The sequence below is a fragment of the Litchfieldia alkalitelluris genome, from assembly GCF_002153425.1.
GTDB classification, from domain to species: domain Bacteria; phylum Bacillota; class Bacilli; order Bacillales; family Salisediminibacteriaceae; genus Evansella; species Evansella alkalicola.
The window spans coordinates 445,356-465,587 of record NZ_KZ119600.1; the positions used below are offsets into that span (position 1 = coordinate 445,356).

Sequence of the window (20,232 nt, forward strand, 5' to 3'; positions counted from 1 at the left end):
ATATTGGCTCTCGACTCTGCAAAGAGTGGATCTTTACTCCGCAATTACTGGCTCAAAACAACGCATATGTGGCTCAATTAAATTGCAATAATCAACAAGTATCGAACTAATTAATGTATAGTTTTATTACTAAAGTTTTTCAGTGAATGGCTACATGTCTACAAAAGGGGGTGAAAATGTGGATTACGCACTGACAACTGCAACATGGATTTGGCTGTTCATTCCAATGCCACTAGTCGTGATTCTGTCTGTGATTAACTATTTTGTTGAAGGGAGAGAGTAAAATTGGAGACAGCAACTTTAGTAACGTTTATTATTTATCTTGTTGGTATGCTTGCGATTGGTATTATTGCTTATAGAATGACAAGTAATCTATCTGATTACGTCTTAGGTGGAAGACGTCTAGGTGCTGGAGTGACTGCATTGAGTGCAGGGGCTTCAGATATGAGTAGTTGGCTTTTGTTAGGTCTTCCTGGTGCATTATATGCTGCAGGTATGGTAGAAATGTGGATTGCCGTTGGTCTTGGTATCGGTGTGTATCTGAATTGGCAGTTCGTAGCAAAACGTCTACGTATGTACACTGAAATTGCTGGTGACTCGATAACTCTACCAGATTTTTTTGAAAACAGATTTAAAGATAATTCTAGAAGTTTACGTGTTGTTTCCGCAATATTAATCTTAGTTTTCTTCGCATTTTACACTTCAGCAGGTCTCGTTGGTGGCGCTGTCCTTTTTGAAAACACTTTTAACTTATCCTTCCATCAAGCTCTTTGGATTGGAGCTATTGTTATCATTTCCTATACATTCCTTGGAGGCTTCCTTGCAGTTAGTTGGACTGACTTTGCACAAGGGATTCTCATGTTTGTAGCACTTATTCTCGTTCCTATCTTTGCAATCCGTGAAATGGGTGGTTGGGGAGAAACGGTTAGCCGTGTTGGACAAATTGATGTTTCCTACTTAGATGCCTTTACAGGTGCAAGCTTCTTAGGGATAATCTCCTTGCTTGCATGGGGGCTAGGTTATTTTGGTCAGCCTCACATTATAACTCGATTTATGGCAATAAAGTCGAAAAAAGATATTCCGAAGGCGCAGCTAATCGGTGTATCTTGGGTTATCTTTGCAATGTTTGGTGCTGTGTTCACTGGTTTTGTAGGAATTGCTTATTTTGCAGACGCACCATTAGCAAATCCTGAAACTGTTTTTATTGAATTTACACAGGTGTTATTTCACCCATGGGTTGCAGGCTTCTTACTAGCCGCAATTTTAGCAGCGATTATGAGTACAATTGACTCACAGTTGCTCGTATCTTCTAGTGCCTTAACGGAAGACTTCTATAAAGCAATCTTCCGTCGAAACGCTACCCAGAAGGAGCTTGTTATTGTTGGGCGCCTTGGCGTATTGGCTATTGCAGTTTTTGCTTTAATTATGGCGTACAATCCAGATTCTACAGTCATGGAGCTAGTGTCTTACGCTTGGGCTGGCCTAGGTGCAACGTTTGGACCAATTATAATCATGTCACTATTTTGGAAACGAATGACGAAGCTAGGTGGCCTATTCGGAATGATTACAGGTGGTTTGACCGTATTCATATGGGATTACTTAACTGGTGCTGAAATCATTCCATTTGCCCTTTATGAAATAGTACCAGCGTTCTTGTTGTCAATTATCGTTATCATCGTTGTAAGTTTAATTGACAAAGAGCCGTCTCAAGAAGTTCAAGATGACTTTGAAAAAATGAAACAGAGTTTGAAAGACTAGTTAGAAGTTAATAATAGATGTATAAAGAATGTCTCACCTTATCAAAGGAGAGGCATTCTTTTTTTGGATGCTACTCTGCAAACAGGATCATTTCCACTGGTCAATTACAGTTATCCATTGTCCATGTACATTGCTTGTACTTCTGTATTTTGGTATTATCATACTATTGTGATGTACAGTGAAAAAGACTATCGCGGAGGTGATTAGATTGGCACGAATAACAAAGGAAAAGGTTAAACATGTGGCAAATCTGGCAAGACTTGAGTTTTCTGAAGATGAAATGGATATGTTCACCAAGCAGTTAGATGATATCATCACGTATGCAGAACAACTTAATGAACTAGATACAACGAATGTAAAACCAACATCCCATGTATTAGATGTAATCAATGTCGTGAGGGAAGATGAAGTAAGACCTTCCTTAGACAGGGAAGATACGCTGAAGAATGCACCAGATCATGAAGATGGACAAATCAAGGTTCCATCAGTTCTAGAGTAGAAGGGGGGAGACAAATGAGTATTTTTGATCATCAAATTAAAGACATCCATGAGCTTTTACATAAAAAAGAATTATCAGTTACTGACTTAGTGGAAGAATCCTATTCAAGAATTAAAGAAGTAGAAGGCAAAGTTGATTCCTTTCTTCAACTTACAGAAGAAAATGCCAGACAACAAGCGAAGGATCTAGACCAAGTTCTTACAACTGAGGGCGTGAAGGGCAATCTCTTCGGGCTTCCTACTGGCATTAAGGATAACATTGTTACAAAAGGAATCCGTACGACATGTGCAAGTAAACTCCTTGAGAATTTCGAACCTGTACATAATGCAACGGTGGTGGAGAAGCTCGCTGCTGCCAATACGGTTACGATTGGAAAACTTAATATGGACGAATTCGCCATGGGCTCCTCGAACGAGAATTCTGGTTTTAAAGTAACCCGCAATCCTTGGGATACTAACAGGGTACCAGGGGGATCCAGTGGGGGATCAGCTGCCTCTGTAGCTAGTGGTGAAGTCCTGTTTTCGTTAGGGTCTGACACAGGTGGATCTATCCGTGAACCAGCTGCATTTTGTGGAGTAGTAGGGTTAAAGCCAACATACGGACGAGTTTCTAGATTTGGACTTGTTGCTTTCGCTTCCTCACTAGACCAAATTGGTCCAATTACGCGCACAGTTGAGGATAACGCATTCGTTCTACAAACGATTGCAGGTTATGACAAAATGGATTCCACCAGTGCGAATGTGGAAGTTCCAGATTACAGAGTTGCATTAACAGGTGATATTAAGGACTTGAAAATAGCTGTTCCTAAAGAGTACCTTGGTGAAGGGGTTGCCCCTGAGGTACGGGAGAAAATTGAACAAGCCCTAAAAACATTAGAAAGTCTTGGGGCTACATGGGAAGAAGTTTCCCTTCCACATTCTAAATATGCAAATGCTGCTTACTATATCCTATCCTCATCAGAAGCATCAGCTAACTTAGCGCGCTTTGATGGCATTCGATACGGTAAGCGAATGGAAGATACGAATCTTATTGAAACGTATAGAAAAACGAGAAGCCAAGGCTTTGGAGATGAAGTAAAACGCCGAATCATGCTTGGTACATTTGCATTGAGTTCAGGTTACTATGATGCCTACTATAAGAAGGCTCAGCAAGTGAGAACTTTAATTAAACAAGACTTTGACGAGGTTTTCAAAAAATACGATGTTATCATTGGACCAACAGCGCCGACAACAGCCTTTAAAATCGGTGAAAAAATGAATGACCCATTAACGATGTACGCAACAGATATTTTAACCATTCCAATGAACTTAGCTGGTGTTCCTGCCATTAGTGTACCAGCAGGTTTGGCTGACGGACTACCAGTCGGTTTACAGATCATCGGAAACTACTTTGAGGAGTCAACGGTGTATCGTGTAGCACACGCTTTTGAACAAGCAACTGACTTCCACAAACAAAAACCAACACTGTAAGGGGGGAACAAGATATGAGTTTTGAAACAATAGTAGGACTTGAAGTACACGTTGAATTAAAAACTAATTCGAAGATCTTCTGTGGTTGCTCCACAGAATTTGGTGCACCACCAAATTCACACACATGTCCAATTTGTTTAGGTCACCCTGGAGTCCTTCCAGTGTTAAATAAACGTGCTGTGGACTTTGCCATGCGTGCTGCAATGGCCTTGAATTGTGAAATTGCTGAAGTAACGAAGTTTGATCGGAAAAATTATTTTTACCCAGACAATCCAAAAGCTTATCAAATCTCGCAGTTTGATAAACCAGTTGGAGAAAACGGGTGGATTGAGATTGAAGTGAACGGGGAGACGAAACGAATTGGTATCACTCGTCTTCACTTAGAAGAAGATGCTGGTAAGCTCACGCATGTGGCAGCCGGCGGTTATTCCTTGGTGGACTATAATCGTGTTGGTACACCTCTTGTAGAGATTGTGTCTGAGCCAGATATCAGAACGCCTGAGGAAGCTTATGCGTATTTGGAAAAACTAAAGGCGATCATGCAGTACGTGGAAGTGTCTGACTGTAAGATGGAAGAGGGATCACTCCGTTGTGATGCGAATATTTCCCTTCGTCCAGTTGGTCAAGAGAAATTTGGTACAAAAACTGAGTTGAAGAATTTGAACTCCTTTGCCTTTGTTCAAAAGGGACTTGCATATGAAGAAGAGCGCCAAGCAGAAGTACTTTCTTCAGGAGGAGAGATCCTTCAAGAAACTCGCCGCTGGGATGAAAAAAGTGGAAAAACCATTTTGATGCGAGTAAAGGAAGGCTCTGATGATTACCGTTACTTCCCGGATCCAGACTTAGTTGATCTCCATATTGATGAGGAGTGGAAGGAGCGCATTCGTGCAGAAATTCCTGAGCTTCCTGATGCAAGGAAAAAGCGCTATGTCGAAGATTTGGATCTTCCTGCCTATGATGCAGAAGTGTTAACACAGCAAAAGTCCATGAGTGATTTCTTCGAAGCTTGTTTAGCTTACGATGCGCCGGCTAAGCCTTTGTCTAACTGGATCATGGGTGAAGTTAGCAGATACTTAAATGCAAATGACAAGGAAATTGGTGATGTACCAATGACTCCTGAAGGCCTTGTGAAGATGATTCAACTCATCGAAAAGGGGACCATTTCTTCTAAGATTGCCAAAAAGGTTTTCAGCGAGCTTATTGAAAATGGTGGCGATCCAGAAACAATCGTTAAAGAAAAGGGACTCGTTCAAATTTCTGATGAAGGAGAAATCAGAAAAATGGTGAATGATGTTCTCGATCAAAACGATCAATCTATCGAGGACTTTAAAAACGGTAAAGATAAAGCGATCGGTTTCCTAGTTGGACAGGTTATGAAAGCCTCCCGCGGTAAAGCCAATCCACAGCTTGTAAATCAACTTCTCGTAGAAGAGATTAAAAAGCGGTAATAAGGCTTGCTGGGTTAGTTAGGATAAGCTAGATCAGGTTAGGTGTAGTTTATTTCAATCAAGGTCGCTATTTTGAATGCGATATGCGGTGGTTAAAGTAAATAGTGTGTAGGTTTTGTTCTTGAAGCACTTCGAAGGTAATAGCTAATGCCTTTGGAGTGCTTTTCTTATAGTTTATCAGGAAATTATATATTTACTAGCTTGCTATCTCACGTGAGTTTCTTACTATTGTTGATTTTCGCGTTCAATAAGCGGCCTATCTCACGCGAGTTTCTAACTTTTGTTCATTTTCGCGTTCGATAAGCGCCCTATCTCACGCGAGTTTCTTACTTTTGTTGACTTTCGCGTTCGATAAGCGGCCTATCTCACGCGAGTTTCTAACTTTTGTTCATTTTCGCGTTCGATAAGCGCCCTATCTCACGCGAGTTTCTTACTTTTGTTGACTTTCGCGTTCGATAAGCAGTTTATCTCACGCGAGTTTCATACTTTTGCACTTTTTCGCGTTCGATAAGCAGTCAATCTCACGCGAGATTCTTACTTTTGTTCATTTTCGCGTTCGATAAGCGCCCTATCTCACGTGAGTTTCTTACTTTTGTTGATTTTCGCGTTCGATAAGCAGTTTATCTCACGCGAGTTTCATACTTTTGCACTTTTTCGCGTTGGATAAGCCCTTCATCTCACGCGAGTTTCATACTTTTGCACTTTTTCGCGTTGGATAAGCCCTTCATCTCACGCGAGTTTCATACTTTTGCACTTTTTCGCGTTGGATAAGCCCTTCATCTCACGCGAGTTTCATACTTTTGCACTTTTTCGCGTTGGATAAGCCCTTCATCTCACGCGAGTTTCATACTTTTGCACTTTTTCGCGTTGGATAAGCCCTTCATCTCACGCGAGTTTCATACTTTTGCACTTTTTCGCGTTGGATAAGCCCTTCATCTCACGCGAGTTTCATACTTTTGCACTTTTTCGCGTTGGATAAGCCCTTCATCTCACGCGAGTTTCTAACTTTTGTTCATTTTCGCGTTCTATACGCGCCCTATCTCACGTGAGTTTCTTGCTCTTGTTGATTTTCGCGCTCGATAAGCAGTTTATCTCACGCGAATTTCATTCTTTTGTTGACTTTCGCGTTCGCTTAGCAGTCAATCTCACGCGAGCTTCTTACTTTTGTTGATGTTCGCGTTCGATAAGCGCCCTATCTCACGTGAGTTTCTTACTTTTGTTGATTTTCGCGTTCGATAAGCAGTTTATCTCACGCGAAATTCATACTTTTGCACTTTTTCGCGTTCGATAAGCAGTTTATCTCACGCGAGTTTCATACTTTTGTTGACTTTCGCGTTCGATAAGCAGTCAATCTCACGCGAGATTCTTACTTTTGTTGATTTTCGCGTTCGATAAGCAATCTATCTCACGCGAAATTCATACTTTTGCACTTTTTCGCGTTCGATAAGCGCCCTATCTCACGTGAGTTTCTTACTTTTGTTGATTTTCGTGTTCGATTAGCAGCCTATCACACGCGAGATTCATGCTTTTGTTATTAGGCGATGTATGGATTCCTGGGTACTCTGTCCATAATGGGTATAAGCCAACTGGCACGATTACGTATGTGGAGGAGGCAGGGAAATGCCGAAGGAACTCGGAAAACTTTTTTTGGTCTTATTTATCTTAGTTATCTCAATCATTGTTGGAATCACGATCGTCATAGGAGTCATATCAATCCTTTCTGGTTCAGAGATTCATATTGAATCATGGTCCGGTCCCTTGCTCCTTGCAGTTGGGACATTTCTCTGGATATTTCCATTGCAAGTGATTGAATGGCTTCGTTTTATCCCCGTTCAGCGGCGGATTCGCCGAATGATATATCCATACTTCATAACCTTGTTTCAGGTAGTCCTATTTGTTTTTTATATCATTGGATTGAATATGATGCTTCCAACGATTGAACTGACTGATCGTGGCTTAGTACTCTATGTATTTATTATTGTGATTGCGGCAAAAATTGCATTCTCGTTTTTGATAAAACAAGAAAGGGAAATTGCTAAAGAGAGGAATATGAAGTCTTAATAGTCTTAAAAACCTGTAATAAGTTACGCTGCATAAAATGAATGCAGCGTTTTTATAATCAATTTTGAGAGCTCCCTAGCAAACCACTATCTCTGAAGCCCCCCTAGCCACTTGCTGGATACCAAAAAAAATTCAGAAAGAGAAATTTTTATCGCCGACTCAGTGGTAAAAAGTGTTAAAATGTAATCTGATAACTCTAAATTTTGTATAAAATATATTTAAAGGGGTGGAACGCGGTGCAAAATATTTCATACGAAATGACTAAATCAGTAAGTGCCGAGCAGCTATCAACTTTGTTCGAAAAGTCAGGGATTAGACGACCGATAGATGATTTAAAACGACTTCAAAAGATGCTTGAAAATGCAGATTTAACATTTACTGCCTGGGATAATGATAAATTAGTTGGCATTGCTCGATCGGTTACGGACTTTAGCTACTGCTGTTATTTATCAGATCTAGCCGTTGATCAAGACTATCAAAAAAAAGGAATTGGGAAAGAACTTGTGAGGCGCACGAAAGATTATATTGGAGATGAAGTTACCTTAGTTTTAGTATCCGCCCCTGCCGCGATGGAGTATTATCCAATCCTTGGTTTTGAAAAACTAGATAATGCTTTTGCAATCAAAAAGAAGAGATAGATTCATCACAACATAAATGCTTATGGAACACCCCGTAAGATTTTAAGCTGAGAGGATAAATAGATATGTTCCCAACACTAGAAACAGAGAGACTTATATTAAGAGAACTTACAAAAGATGATGTAGACGGGATATTTGCTTGTTTTTCAAATGATCAAGTAACACGTTTTTATGGACAGGAAACACTAAAAGACAGGAAGCAAGCTGAGCAAATCGTTGAATTTTTCTCAAATAACTTCTTAGAAAAAAGGGGGATACGATGGGGGATTGAAAGGAAAGGTACTGCAGAAATCATAGGGACGGTTGGTTTTAATGCGTGGATTCCTAAACATAAAAGAGCTGAGATAGGTTATGAGATTCACCCGAATTTTTGGCGAAAGGGGTATACATCAGAAGCAGTTGCAAGGGTTATTTCATATGGTTTTGATGAATTGAATTTAAATCGAATAGGTGCCGTAGTATTTATTGAGAACGCTGCTTCCGATCAATTATTAGCTAAACAAGGTTTTCAGAAAGAGGGTATTCTAAGAGATTATATGTATCAAAATGGGAACCCACACGATACCTATGTTTATTCTCTCTTAAAACATGATTGGAAGAAAAATACAGCAAGCACGAACTAATAGTTTAGTTAAATGAAGCTAGGAGTTGATACAATGCACAAAATATTTGATGCTCATCTACATATTATTGATCCAAAATTTCCTCTTATAGAAAATCAAGGGTACCTACCTGACCCGTTTAGTTATGATGCCTACCTTCATAGAGTTCGAGAGTTAGAGATTATAGGCGGGGCAATCGTGTCGGGTTCCTTTCAAGGTTTTGACCAATCTTATCTCATAGATTCTTTGGAACGCTTAGGGAAAAACTTTGTTGGTGTTACTCAGTTGCCATATGATACGCCAGACGAGGAGATTATCAAACTCAATGGGCATGGTGTGAAAGCTATCCGTTTTAACGTGAAACGTGGAGGTTCCGAAAATGTATCCAAACTAGATTACTTTGCTAGAAGGGTACATGACTTAGTAGGTTGGCATTCTGAATTATACATTGATTCAACTACGTTACCTGAAATTGCGCCAACGATAGAAAAGCTTCCGGCAGTTTCAATTGACCACTTAGGATTGTCGAAGGATGGGTTTCACAACCTTCTACCCCTTGTTGCAAGAGGAGTTAGGGTAAAAGCTACCGGTTTTGGCAGGGGTGACCTTGATGTAGAAAGTGCTTTGCGTGCAATCTATTCAGAAAATCCTAAGGCCTTAATGTTTGGAACGGACCTACCGTCGACGAGGGCAAAAAGACCTTATGACCACTCAGATATTGATATGGTTTATAAAGCCTTGTCACCCTCCCAAGCTGATGATGTTTTATATAAAAATGCTGTGGAGTGGTATCTTAAATAATGAGGCAAACCTCCAAAGAGTTTCAAAATAATAGATAGGGGGGTGTTATCCACATGAACATTAAGATTGAGCAACTACAAGCTTTGGATGCCGTAGATTTATTCCAGTTTGAATTAGAAAATCGTGAGTTCTTCGAAAAGATGGTTCCAGGGCGTGGGGACGATTATTACAACTTTGAGATTTTTCAAACGAGGCATCAAGCCTTACTAGATGAGCAAGCTCAGGGAATATCATATTTTTACTTAATAAAAGAACTCGAGGGTGCCATTCTAGGCCGAATGAATTTAGTAGATATTGATGAATCTCAGCAACAGAAACTAGGTCATCTCGGTTATAGAGTGGGTAAGTCACATACTGGCAAAGGTGTAGCTAACAAAGGGCTGAAGCTATTTTTGGAGACAATGAGGCAACAAGGGGTAGGGCAAATACTAGCCAAAACTACGAGTGATAATATTGCCTCCCAGAAAGTTTTAACAAAGAATGACTTTAAGCACGTTGAAACGAGTGCGGAGGAATTCGAAATGAATGGAAGAAAACTGAAGTTTTACTATTATCAATGGAGTAACTAAAAGACCAAATTAAAGTGGTGGTTTATATGAGTAGAGTGCAGTATATACGCAATGCAGAAAAGAAGTACCACGATGCTTGCTATGAGAATTATAGACTATTTCAGAAAGGGTCGTGGTTGTATAAGCCAGTAAAAACGGTGATGGATATACTTCCTATTTTTGATGGCAAAGAAGGTCTTAAAGTACTTGATTTAGGAGCAGGAGTTGGCCGGAATAGTATCCCAGTTGCTGAAAAAATAAAGGATGCTGGTGGGAAAGTAGTGTGTGTGGATTTGTTAGATTCGGCCATAGAGAAGTTAATGGAATATAGTAAAGAATTTAATGTGGAAAATGCGATTCAGCCAATTAAATCTGATATTGGTAGATACCAAATTGAGAAGAGTGAATATGACTATATCATTGCCGTATCAAGCTTGGAGCATGTCGCATCAGAAGACGAATTCGAAAGTGTCATTCATGAAATGGCTAATGGAACTAAAGTGGGTGGAGTGAATTGCATCATCGTCAATTCAGAAGTGAAGGAATTTGATGTAGAAAGAAATAAAGAACTGGAAGCCTTAATGGAAGTAAACATTCCTACAGATTTGATGAAAAATAAGTTAGATGCAGCCTATAGTGGTTGGGAGAAAGTGAAGGAATTAGTTAAACCACTAGAATTCCAAATAGAGAGAGATGGTAGGCCAGTCTTATTAAAAACGAATGCTATCACTTCTGTAATGAGGAAAGTCTGATGGTATCTTTAGGGGGATAGAATGAATATAGGTCTTTGGCTTTTAATATGTATTATATTATTTACTAATGTTGTAGTTGGTATTTATGCTTCCTCTCAAAAACAACATGGTTTTAAAATCGTGCTTTATTGCGGCCTTATTAATACTATATTACTCGGTGTATTTCTTGTGTGGTGGTTCCTATTTAGGAGTTAAATAGGGATTAGAACTTCATTTTAAACATTACATACCATATATAAAAACTCGATTGGTTTTCCGTTAACAGGGCTCATGAAGGTCTGTTGTGGCTGAAAGCCTACTTTTTTATAGACATTGATGGCACGCTCATTGAAAGTAGCTACTACAAGCTGGAATGCACATGGATTTAATTGAGTTTTCAAAAAGTGCATCATCTCTAATAAGAATGGCATTCCTAATCCTTTACCAGTATTGTTAGGATGAAGACCTAGTCCAATATCCACAAGCGATTTGTCATCATAAATGCCTGCATCATATCCACCAGGAACCCTCGCTCCAGCACCATAACAAAAATAACCGTAGATGGCTTCGTCTTTTAGTGCAACATAATAATTTCCCTCTAATAATTCTTGAATGGTTTCTTGTGAGCCGTCCATGCTGTATAACTCATACGGTGGGGGATACTGCCAAGAGGCAATGTGATGTGCGTAATCTGAATTCATTTCCTTAATGGTAAGAAGCATGGCACTGTACCTCCTTTTCCTCTAATTATAGCTCAATCTTTGGAAAATGGAAGTTGTGTGGAAGAGAAGAGCGGGAAGGACGCCCCGAATCCCACTCACTAAATTCACAGTACAGCACCAATTAAAACTTAATTTCCCTTTTTATAGGCATGGTACAGCAACGGAATGAACCACCAGATTTGATGATCTCAGTAATATCTACTTCAATCACCTCAAAACCGCGGCTTCTTAACTGTTCATTGACATTCGTATTAACAGGGAGGCTAATAATTTTTTTGTCCCCTATCGATAGGACGTTTGTTCCAAGGGTAAATTGCTCCTCCTTAGAAACATTGATTAAATCATAATGATTAGCTAATATATCATGCTCTTCTTTTGTGAATGCTTCCGGATAGTATAGAGCTTCTGTTGGTGAGATGATATTAAACACACAATCCAAGTGTAAATACTTTTCAATAAATGGAACAGTAATCACTTCAAATTGTGGTAATAAGCTCTGCACATGATCGATGGCATGCTGGTTTGTCCGGTCACTAAGGCCAATGAAAACCTTGTTCCTGTCAATGATGACGTCTCCACCTTCAATCATGTCCCCAATGAGGTTGAAGTAAGATATTTTTTCATTCTTGAGCCAATTTTTTAGCTCTTCTTCCTCCCCTTGTCGTACTTCATTTGCCATATCTGCTACAAAAATGGTTTGACCTAATGTAAAGCCAATGTCCCTTGTAAAAACTTGCTCAGGGAATTTCTCGTGAGGGGGAAGCAGAATTACATCAATCCCTTCCTTCTTTAGTGCCTTAACAAAATTTTTATGTTGCTCCATTGCTTTTTCTATGTGTATGCCTTCATCTTTAAATTTTTTTTGGGTGTCATTAATTACATCTCTAATAGTCATATATTTTGGCTCGCAAAGGATAACACGTTCAAGTTTATCGTATTCACTTCCACAAAATGAAAGTTCCATTTGCTTTGCATTTCTTGTCATATAGTTACCCCCAATAATATTCAGTCTGTAAATTTTAAAGTAATCTATCTTACTATTCCCATATAAAGACAACGATATGAGTTTTCACATAAACACACTTTTTTTTCAAATAATATGGAGTGAAATGAGTGGTTGCATTAACAAAATAATTTACGAAAACTTAAGCAGAATTGAGTGATAGAATGAAGGTTGCGATTATGGGCGCTGGTTTGTCAGGATTGTCCTGTGCCATTATGCTGGAAAGGCATGGGATTCAGCCTACCATTTTTGAGAAGAGGTCAAAGGTAGGAGATCGTTTTATAAATGGTGAGTCCATTTTATCTATGATGACGAGGTCGGTGGAAGACCCAATCCGATATTTATCTGAAAAATATCAGATTTATCTAAAGCCATCTAGCAACATTAATAAAATGGTAATTAGGTCAGCAAATCAAAAGACAACGATTCATGAGCAGTTAGGATATATTAATATTCGAGGGAGGCACTCTTTATCATTTGAAAACCAGTTAGCTGAACAAGTGAAGTCGGAAATAAATTTTCACTCCGAGCATTCTTATGAAGAACTTCTACATGAATATACACATGTTATCGTTGCAACTGGCGATGGAGAATATGTTCAAAGAATGAATAATTATGAAGAAGATCGCTCTGTTACTTTAAAAGGAGCTACAGTCGAAGGGGATTTTGATATCTCTACCGTTCCTGTTTGGTTGGATTATTCACTGGCGCCTCAAGGATACGGTTATCTTCTCCCGTTTTCGAAAAATGAAGCGAATATTGTGATCGGAATACCTGATGAACAAGGAGGAAAGGAGGAGGGGTTGCAAGAACTCTGGGATAGGTATTTTCAACGCGTGTGCACGGACCTTCAGCAAAATCTACATGTAACAGATCAATTTCAAATAAAGAATTATAAAATAGGGATTTGTAAACACCCGAGAATTGGCAACACTTTGTTTACAGGTAATTGTTTCGGAACAATGATGCCATTTTTGGGGTTTGGTCAATTTGATGCTATCTTAACTGGTGTATATGCAGGTTTAGATCTGTGTGGCAAAGGGAATTATGAGAAACTAACGAAAGGTATTAGGAGAGATTATAATTACTCTCTTTCACTTCGACGAGGGATGGAGCGATTGAATAATGAGTCTTTGGATGTTATGGTGAGAGGCTTGGATAGTAGCATTGGCCAAAAGCTATTCACTCGATCTTCCCGTAACCCTCTCAGGGTCATTAGCTACCTTTTACGGCCATTTCTTTAATATTGGTTTGGGAAGGAAATGTGGATTAGGTGCGTGTCAACGTTTCATAAGAGAGGTTCGACAATTGGGAAGGATAAGGTGATTCCTGTAAAAGATAAAAGGTGCCATCAACGATTTGCTAGTGTAGTTTAAGCCTAACCGTTATGACACCTTACAACTTAGCGTATATACATATAAGGAAACGTACAATTATCTTGCTCCTTGTTGTTGCTGTTCTTGTTCATATTGCTTCTTAAGTTTTTCCCAGTTGATCTGTAACAATAAAGCAATATGATAGTAAACAATCGCTGCACCAAGGCCTATTAGCACACTTTGAATAGACTCAGTGATAGTGAAAAAGTAATTACCAGCTGAAATCCCAGATATTGCAGAGTAAACCATCGCTACTGTAATCCCTGCAATCCCATATAAAGCGAAAGATTGAAGATAATTACCTAATTTTGTATTAAGCTCTTTGCGATTTTTTAAATAAAAATCAACTAAATATGCTGCTGGAATGCCTCCTAGAATGAATACTGGAGCTGTATAGAAAGAGTAGATACCTAATAGTAAACCGAATCCTAATTGATCTCCACCAAAGAATGTGTACTGAACACCTGCTAACACGGCGCTAAACAAAACGACGGACAACACAGTTGTGAACAACCGATGAATAAATTGTGACATTTCTGTGAACCTCCTTTTTTTTAATCTTAAACCATCATGGTTAAAACACAAATGATTTTGCTCACACTACATAAAAAAAGTATTCGCCAATTTTTTACAAAAGGACGTTAAGTAAGTCGAGAATAGTTAAATGAACTCATATTCATTCTCATTGTGCCGATTGAGTGATATACTGTCCTTGTATGTAAAAAGGTGGAAGATAATAAAACCTTGGGAGAGAAGACTATGAAACGGGCGAGACTGATTTACAACCCTTCTTCAGGAAGGGAACAAATGAAAAAGCATTTGCCCTATGTATTAGAGACATTAGAAACAGCTGGTTACGAAACCTCCACCCATGCTACGACAGGGAAAGATTGTGCCAAAAAAGCTGCAGCACAAGCTTGTGAGCGTGATTTTGATCTTGTCATCGCGGCAGGCGGTGATGGAACCATTAATGAAGTGGTAAATGGCTTAGCGGAGCAAGAAAATCGCCCTAAACTAGGGATCATTCCAGCTGGAACTACCAATGATTTTGCAAGGGCACTGCATATTCCTCGAGATATTAGGGAGGCATGTGATGTTTTAGCTAATGGGAGGAATCAGCACGTCGATGTTGGTAAAGTAGGTCAACAGTATTTTATTAACATTGCTGGTGCAGGTACTTTAACGGAGCTTACGTACGAAGTACCAAGCCGTTTGAAAACGATGATTGGACAGGTTGCTTATTATGTAAAAGGCTTCGAAAAATTGCCTAGTATACGCCCTAGTCAAGTCACCATTGAATACGATGGTAATATATTTGAAGGGAAGATCATGCTCTTCCTAGTATCAAATACAAATTCCGTCGGCGGCTTTGAGAAGCTCGCCCCAAATGCATACCTAAATGATGGCTTATTTGATTTATTAATTTTACGAAAAACAAATTTAGCAGATGTGGTCCGTGTTGTGACTGCAGCACTCCGTGGTGAACATATTCATGATGATCGTGTTCTCTATGTGCAAGCTAGCAAAGTGATTGTACATGCTGACCAAGATCTTCAACTAAATCTAGATGGAGAATATGGTGGCAACTTACCGGGTGAATTAATTAATCTGCATAATCATATTGAAATGATCGTTCCTAATAAAAAGTTATCTTGTTTTTTAGAGCAAGATTAGTTTATATATTTCCTCCAAGGTTGATACTTGGTTTTTGAATGCATAGTTGTAACCTCCAAATGTATGGAGGTTGTTTTTTTGTGAAAACATTCACAAAAAAATGCCGGATATGGGGAGTGCTTTATATACACTCCCTTTTTATATTATACACTTTATTAAAAAGAATGGTTCTAAAAATTAAAATGCTTCTATTCGCCCATAACTTTGAAGAGTTATGAGAGTTTTAACGGTAATATAACCCTGCCATTCAACGGAAGCTTCGTTTTCCCATGTATCTTGATACTGTCCCCATGTCCAATGTGGGAGCCAAGAGCCATCTATTTGTTGGTTATCAATTTCATAGTCGAGGTTTAATTGGATGACATCATCTAAAACATTTGCCAAAGGTGATGTTGGTGTTGGTGCTAAAACTATAGGTTTTGCGCAATATCCGCCCCATTTTTTAGGATCTTTTGTTACGATTTTACGACATGTATTTCGCAAATAGTCGTTAATAATAGATTTCCCTGGGTCTGGCATTTCTTCTACTAACCTTGTATAGCAAAGTAGTTCATGAAATTCTATACCTGCTGGCTTGTTTTCAATATGTTGGAATATAAAATCATGGAATAGTGGGAATAAGTTTTCTGGTATAGATTGTGGGTACGCATGATAATAACCGATAATCTCTACTCCCGGATTAATGGAAAATGTCTCGTCAAATGTTGAATAATGCCACCATTCAGCATGAGGGTAATCATTCATATGCTGTAATGTTAAAGGCCAATTATTATGTTCTTTGTACGTATTTGTAAAATACTTCATGCATTTTTTTACTAGGGGATGTCGCCAAGAAGCTTTTACTTGTCTCACATATTGCATTGCAATGGTCGTTGCAATCGGGCTAGATTGTGGAGACCTGACATCTGGTTCAAGTCCATAGCCCATGCCACCATCATCGTTTTGAAAATGTGTTAGGGAATCTAAAACTTTCGATTTTGAACCACTATTAAAGTAATAGTTAAAGAGATGTTGATCGACTGGACGAGCATGCGTCATGACAAAATCAACTGCTCTATTAAACTGTTCTTCTGTTAGTTTTTTCATATGATCTCTCCTCGCAGAAGGATTGCATTATCAAAAAAGGCCTTCTAGAAGCCATATGTAACAAGGGGTAAAAATGCAAAAGGAAATGACAAGTTTGATGAGACTAGTAGAAATTATGTACTCCTATTCTACCATATAATTACAGTGTATGGGAGGTTATTTGTCGCGAGATGTCTTTATTTTAGAATTAAAATGAGGGAATGGATTAGAAAGGGGAAAAAGGGGAGATTGTATTAGGATTGAGAAAAAAGAAAAGGGCGACACTTTCATTTTCGCCCCTTTTCTAAAGATTCTTCTATTGGTCTTCGTAGTGTAGTTGTCGGTAACAGGAATTATCTATTATTCAAGATTTCCTGTAATTCATTGTTCTTTGATTCGAAGTTTTTAAAATCAGTAGATATGGTTTCAATTCGTCGATTCTGTTCTTCTAGACTAGAAGTGATTTCTTCAATGGAGGCAACTGTTTCCTCTGTAACACTTGATATTTGTTCCATTTCCTTTGCGATGTGGTCAGAAGATTCCTTAAGAACTTTGGCAGTTTCTTCGATTTTTTCAGCCTCAGTCATTCCTACTTCTGCACGAGTATGGATGAGGTCAAAGGCATTCTCCACATAGCCCATGGCAGCTTCACTATCTTGAATAGCTTGATTTCCTAGAGTTACTTCCTCAGTAACTTCTTTACTGTTTTCCCTTACTTGCTCCAAGATGCTTACAATTTCATCTGTAGATTGACTAGAGTGTTCAGCTAGCTTACGGACTTCATCAGCTACGACAGCAAAACCTCTTCCATGCTCTCCAGCCCTAGCGGCTTCAATACTAGCGTTTAGTGCAAGTAAGTTTGTTTGGGCAGTGATGCCATTAATAACATTTACAATGCCACTAATTTTCTCATTTTGTTCGTTTAAATCTTCAAGCATTTTGTTGGTTTGAGAAACGATCCTTCTTACATTGCTTAACTCTTGTTTTAACTTAGAAACTTCTTCTTCTCCTTTAATAGTTTCTGAAAATGTTTCGGAAGTAATAGACCTCATTTTTTCAGAAAGGGAGTAGACGTTACGAATAGCTTCATTGTAATCTTGAAAATTCATGGTAATGCTAGATAGGCTGTTACTTTGTTCTTCGCTTCCTGCCGAAATGTTTAAAAAGGCTTCTTCGAGCTCGTTAGATATTGTAACAGTTTGTGTAATATTTTGATTAAGCATTTCACCAAATTCGGTCATAGCCCCGACGGAACTGTTTGTTTTATTTAAGATTAAGTTAAGCTTTTCTTGATTTTGGCGATCTTTTTCACGACTGTCTAAAACAGTATCCATCATTTTTCCACCGATACGGCTTTGGACAACCAACACCATAGTCACGAGGACCATGAATAAGTTAATAGAAACTAAGGTTCCTGTGCCATACCCTGCAAACATGGTGTCGCTATAAACGAAAAAGAAGTAGTTTGTTAGAATAACGCCACTAACACCCATTGCCAAAATAGATTTATAGTTATGATATAGACTAATAATAGCAAGATTAAAGTATAGGATAAGGTAAATGGAAAAGGATTGATTTGTTAATACAATTAAAAAAGCGATCAGAGATAGGGCCGCTACTACCACATATTGCAACTGCGCAGTAATGATTTTCTTGAATGAAAGGAAATGGACAATCCCCACTGTAATAATTCCTGATACTCCTAGTGTGATGATCATTTCAATTGGAACGCTTCCGTTTAAATTAGCAATCATACCTAATCCCAACGAAACCCATAATAGCCAAACGATTAACCTGTTTCTTTTTTCTAGTTCTCTTTGATCAGTTTTCAACTTTAACCCCCCAGACATGATTACAATAGTAGGAGCAGAATACAACGGCAACGGAAACAGCTTGCTGGAGTTTCTACATAACCTAAAGAATCTAAAGATTTGTTTGTATAAGAAAATTATAATATATATAGTAAATTTTTACTATTTATTTAAGTGAGTGTAGTTGAATATTGTATAAAATTGTCGGGGACCTGGTCCCCGACAATTTTGTGAACAATAAAAAAAGCGTCCGAATAAGCCACTTTGTTGTGAGCTTATTTGGACACTTCTTAGAAGAGTGAGTAGTAATATAGAATTTATTTAGTTCTGTCCATTTGATTTTTTGCCTGCTTTAAGTAGTAAATAAAAGCTGCACCTCTTACAAGACCTTGAAGCTTGTTTCGATCTAAAATTTCAGTGCCTGTATGTACATGATCTGCCTTTGCCCCAGTAATTCGGACGAGGGAAGAGGTTAAGTGATGCGCTGATTCTCCAGTGTCGTGAACAATTTGAAACAGTGGATCAAGTTTTGCCATCTTATTATTAAGATCGGCGATTGTCTCATTCGTTTGCTGAAGCATCAGCTTGGTTTCCCCTGTTAAATCATCTATGGTTTTATGGGTTTTCTCGATTGTAACAGCAGTAGCCCCAAGTGTTGATGCTAGTTTGTTTAGCACAGGTATTAAGGAAATAACGCCAACTGCAAAGCCTAGAGATAAAATAAAAACGCCAATGCCTAACCAATCCATACCATGGTCACTCCTTTTGTAAGTAGTCTAAAAAGTTCCCTTATATTTCCTCTATTAAAAATAACATTGACGACTTCATTTGTCGACTTATCATACTTCCATAAAGGTAAGAAGGGAAGATTTTCTGAAATGATAATAGAGTTGTCCCTTTTTGTTACATTTCCCATCATTCGCCAAAATAAACCTATACTATACTATGCGACTTAATAAATTTAATAGAAAATAGTCTTTAAATTAATTGAACTCGCTCATGCTTCACCCTAACCCAGAAGGAACAAGATAGCTCATTTTTAGGATATGTATTCTCCCCATTTATTGGATATCATCTCTAAATGCTCTTTTGTAGAGATATCTTCTTCTAGTAGCTCCATTTTGATCTGCGGAAGCTTTCGAAACAGCTTATCAATTTCCCCTAAGTAAACGACCTGCTGCTCTTTTCTTTTTTGAAAAAAGGAGCCGTCTACACTGTCAGGGAGGATTTTATTAATGATAATACCTAGAACAGGAATGTCATGATTTTTTAAAATATCAATCCCTCGCTTTGCCTCGCGAATTGGGAGACGTTCAGGGTTTAAAACAAATAAAAAGCCAGTTTGCTCTGGATTTAGTAGAATGTCTCTTACCTTACCAAATTTATTGCGTCGTTCTTGAAGTGTTTGATAAATAGGATCCTCTACTGGTTCTCCATCATTAAGTAGTTGAGTGTAATTCTCGTTAGTTTTCCGGCGCCGTTCAAGCATACCGTCCATCCACACGCCCATCATTTCTGGGAGGGACAAGAGGCGGAGTGTGTGTCCTGTCGGTGCTGTATCAAAAATGAGTAAGTCATAATGCGCAAGCTCCTCGAGAATTAAGGAAGTAATCCGGTCAAATAGTGCAGCTTCGTCTGCACCAGGACTAGCCTTTGCCATGTCAATTTGACGATGTACTTCTTCAATCATCGTTGCTTTTACATGTCCTTGTAGGTTCTTTTTCACCTGTGCGATGTATCGCTCGCTTTCCTTTTCAGGATTGATTTCCATTACAAAAAGCCCATCGGATACTTTTTTAGGCTTCCCAGCGAGTTTCGTATGGAATAGGTCGCTTAAATTATGAGCTGGATCAGTGGAAACTAAGAGGACCTTGTTGCCTAATCTACTTACAGCCATTGCAAGGGCAGAGGCGGATGTAGATTTCCCTACGCCCCCTTTTCCACCTACAAATAATACCTTCTTTGACAAAACATCTATGTTATTTTTGTTCAACATCTAAACGCCTCCTCTTCTCAAACGCTATGT

Annotated in this window: 25 protein-coding genes; 18 read left to right on the plus strand and 7 right to left on the minus strand. The window is 38.7% G+C overall.

The genetic code is table 11. From position 1 onward, the window contains the following. The first annotated feature begins 285 nt into the window (after nucleotides 1–285). The 16 genes from putP to BW724_RS02250 all read left to right on the plus strand — a co-directional run bounded on the left by putP (nucleotide 286) and on the right by BW724_RS02250 (nucleotide 10,576). Entirely contained in the window at nucleotides 286–1,758 is a 1,473-nt protein-coding gene (gene putP, locus BW724_RS02205; protein ID WP_088073470.1) for a sodium/proline symporter PutP, read from the plus strand. Nucleotides 1,759–1,966: 208 nt separating this feature from the next. Further along, on the plus strand, nucleotides 1,967–2,257 hold the full coding sequence (gatC, locus tag BW724_RS02210; protein WP_088073471.1) for an Asp-tRNA(Asn)/Glu-tRNA(Gln) amidotransferase subunit GatC: 291 nt from the start codon (nucleotides 1,967–1,969) through the stop codon (nucleotides 2,255–2,257). A 14-nt stretch (nucleotides 2,258–2,271) separates the two neighbouring features. Beyond that, nucleotides 2,272–3,726: an Asp-tRNA(Asn)/Glu-tRNA(Gln) amidotransferase subunit GatA gene (gene gatA, locus BW724_RS02215; protein WP_088073472.1), complete on the plus strand. Its 1,455-nt coding sequence runs from the start codon at nucleotides 2,272–2,274 to the stop codon at nucleotides 3,724–3,726. A gap of 14 nt (nucleotides 3,727–3,740) precedes the next feature. Further along, entirely contained in the window at nucleotides 3,741–5,174 is a 1,434-nt protein-coding gene (gatB, locus tag BW724_RS02220; RefSeq protein ID WP_088073473.1) for an Asp-tRNA(Asn)/Glu-tRNA(Gln) amidotransferase subunit GatB, read from the plus strand. A 638-nt stretch (nucleotides 5,175–5,812) separates the two neighbouring features. Further along, nucleotides 5,813–5,893: a hypothetical protein gene (locus BW724_RS24400; protein ID WP_419178075.1), complete on the plus strand. Its 81-nt coding sequence runs from the start codon at nucleotides 5,813–5,815 to the stop codon at nucleotides 5,891–5,893. Beyond that, the gene (locus BW724_RS24405) at nucleotides 5,865–5,945 is read left to right on the plus strand and encodes a hypothetical protein (protein ID WP_419178075.1); all 81 of its coding nucleotides are present in this window, start codon (nucleotides 5,865–5,867) and stop codon (nucleotides 5,943–5,945) included. Before BW724_RS24400 ends, BW724_RS24405 begins: the two co-directional genes overlap by 29 nt. Further along, on the plus strand, nucleotides 5,917–5,997 hold the full coding sequence (locus BW724_RS24410) for a hypothetical protein (RefSeq protein ID WP_419178075.1): 81 nt from the start codon (nucleotides 5,917–5,919) through the stop codon (nucleotides 5,995–5,997). Before BW724_RS24405 ends, BW724_RS24410 begins: the two co-directional genes overlap by 29 nt. Further along, a complete protein-coding gene (locus BW724_RS24415; RefSeq protein ID WP_419178075.1) occupies nucleotides 5,969–6,049 on the plus strand; it encodes a hypothetical protein in 81 nt (26 codons plus the stop codon). The genes BW724_RS24410 and BW724_RS24415 overlap by 29 nt, the downstream gene beginning before the upstream one ends. Further along, nucleotides 6,021–6,101, plus strand: coding sequence for a hypothetical protein (locus tag BW724_RS24420; RefSeq protein WP_419178075.1), 81 nt, complete (start codon nucleotides 6,021–6,023; stop codon nucleotides 6,099–6,101). Before BW724_RS24415 ends, BW724_RS24420 begins: the two co-directional genes overlap by 29 nt. Further along, complete coding sequence (locus BW724_RS24425; RefSeq protein ID WP_419178075.1) at nucleotides 6,073–6,153, plus strand: hypothetical protein; 81 nt, start codon at nucleotides 6,073–6,075, stop codon at nucleotides 6,151–6,153. Before BW724_RS24420 ends, BW724_RS24425 begins: the two co-directional genes overlap by 29 nt. Before the next feature lie 641 nt (nucleotides 6,154–6,794). Continuing rightward, nucleotides 6,795–7,235 (plus strand): hypothetical protein, encoded by a 441-nt coding sequence (locus tag BW724_RS02225; RefSeq protein ID WP_088073474.1) that lies wholly within the window; start codon nucleotides 6,795–6,797, stop codon nucleotides 7,233–7,235. A gap of 236 nt (nucleotides 7,236–7,471) precedes the next feature. After that, complete coding sequence (locus BW724_RS02230; RefSeq protein WP_328588685.1) at nucleotides 7,472–7,873, plus strand: GNAT family N-acetyltransferase; 402 nt, start codon at nucleotides 7,472–7,474, stop codon at nucleotides 7,871–7,873. 65 nt (nucleotides 7,874–7,938) lie between these two features. After that, a complete protein-coding gene (locus BW724_RS02235; protein WP_088073475.1) occupies nucleotides 7,939–8,496 on the plus strand; it encodes a GNAT family N-acetyltransferase in 558 nt (185 codons plus the stop codon). A 33-nt stretch (nucleotides 8,497–8,529) separates the two neighbouring features. After that, nucleotides 8,530–9,276 carry an amidohydrolase family protein gene (locus tag BW724_RS02240; protein WP_088073476.1) on the plus strand — a complete coding sequence of 249 codons (747 nt, stop codon included), beginning with the start codon at nucleotides 8,530–8,532 and terminating at the stop codon, nucleotides 9,274–9,276. Between the two features lie 53 nt (nucleotides 9,277–9,329). Further along, nucleotides 9,330–9,845 (plus strand): GNAT family N-acetyltransferase, encoded by a 516-nt coding sequence (locus BW724_RS02245; protein ID WP_088073477.1) that lies wholly within the window; start codon nucleotides 9,330–9,332, stop codon nucleotides 9,843–9,845. A 26-nt stretch (nucleotides 9,846–9,871) separates the two neighbouring features. Continuing rightward, on the plus strand, nucleotides 9,872–10,576 hold the full coding sequence (locus BW724_RS02250) for a class I SAM-dependent methyltransferase (RefSeq protein WP_088073478.1): 705 nt from the start codon (nucleotides 9,872–9,874) through the stop codon (nucleotides 10,574–10,576). A 215-nt stretch (nucleotides 10,577–10,791) separates the two neighbouring features. Here the strand turns inward: BW724_RS02250 and BW724_RS02255 are convergent, their stop codons facing one another. Both BW724_RS02255 and BW724_RS02260 read right to left on the minus strand, forming a co-directional pair. Continuing rightward, nucleotides 10,792–11,277 (minus strand): GNAT family N-acetyltransferase, encoded by a 486-nt coding sequence (locus BW724_RS02255; RefSeq protein WP_235848872.1) that lies wholly within the window; start codon nucleotides 11,275–11,277, stop codon nucleotides 10,792–10,794. Nucleotides 11,278–11,398: 121 nt separating this feature from the next. Continuing rightward, entirely contained in the window at nucleotides 11,399–12,262 is an 864-nt protein-coding gene (locus tag BW724_RS02260; RefSeq protein ID WP_088073479.1) for a dimethylarginine dimethylaminohydrolase family protein, read from the minus strand. A 182-nt stretch (nucleotides 12,263–12,444) separates the two neighbouring features. On the opposite strand from BW724_RS02260, the gene BW724_RS02265 reads away from it, so the two are divergent. Continuing rightward, nucleotides 12,445–13,524 (plus strand): NAD(P)/FAD-dependent oxidoreductase, encoded by a 1,080-nt coding sequence (locus tag BW724_RS02265; protein WP_088073480.1) that lies wholly within the window; start codon nucleotides 12,445–12,447, stop codon nucleotides 13,522–13,524. A 189-nt stretch (nucleotides 13,525–13,713) separates the two neighbouring features. Here the strand turns inward: BW724_RS02265 and BW724_RS02270 are convergent, their stop codons facing one another. Continuing rightward, entirely contained in the window at nucleotides 13,714–14,190 is a 477-nt protein-coding gene (locus BW724_RS02270) for a hypothetical protein (RefSeq protein ID WP_088073481.1), read from the minus strand. 225 nt (nucleotides 14,191–14,415) lie between these two features. Between BW724_RS02270 and BW724_RS02275 the strand changes: the two genes are divergently transcribed. Further along, nucleotides 14,416–15,330, plus strand: a complete 915-nt coding sequence (locus tag BW724_RS02275; protein ID WP_088073482.1) for a diacylglycerol kinase — start codon at nucleotides 14,416–14,418, stop codon at nucleotides 15,328–15,330. Between the two features lie 177 nt (nucleotides 15,331–15,507). Here the strand turns inward: BW724_RS02275 and BW724_RS02280 are convergent, their stop codons facing one another. The 4 genes from BW724_RS02280 to BW724_RS02300 all read right to left on the minus strand — a co-directional run bounded on the left by BW724_RS02280 (nucleotide 15,508) and on the right by BW724_RS02300 (nucleotide 20,202). After that, nucleotides 15,508–16,416, minus strand: coding sequence for a hypothetical protein (locus BW724_RS02280; RefSeq protein ID WP_088073483.1), 909 nt, complete (start codon nucleotides 16,414–16,416; stop codon nucleotides 15,508–15,510). A gap of 332 nt (nucleotides 16,417–16,748) precedes the next feature. Then, the gene (locus BW724_RS02285) at nucleotides 16,749–18,227 is read right to left on the minus strand and encodes a methyl-accepting chemotaxis protein (RefSeq protein ID WP_205160352.1); all 1,479 of its coding nucleotides are present in this window, start codon (nucleotides 18,225–18,227) and stop codon (nucleotides 16,749–16,751) included. Nucleotides 18,228–18,523: 296 nt separating this feature from the next. After that, nucleotides 18,524–18,955, minus strand: a complete 432-nt coding sequence (locus BW724_RS02290) for a DUF948 domain-containing protein (RefSeq protein ID WP_088073485.1) — start codon at nucleotides 18,953–18,955, stop codon at nucleotides 18,524–18,526. Nucleotides 18,956–19,245: 290 nt separating this feature from the next. Continuing rightward, complete coding sequence (locus BW724_RS02300; RefSeq protein ID WP_235848874.1) at nucleotides 19,246–20,202, minus strand: ArsA family ATPase; 957 nt, start codon at nucleotides 20,200–20,202, stop codon at nucleotides 19,246–19,248. Between the last annotated feature and the right edge of the window lie 30 nt (nucleotides 20,203–20,232).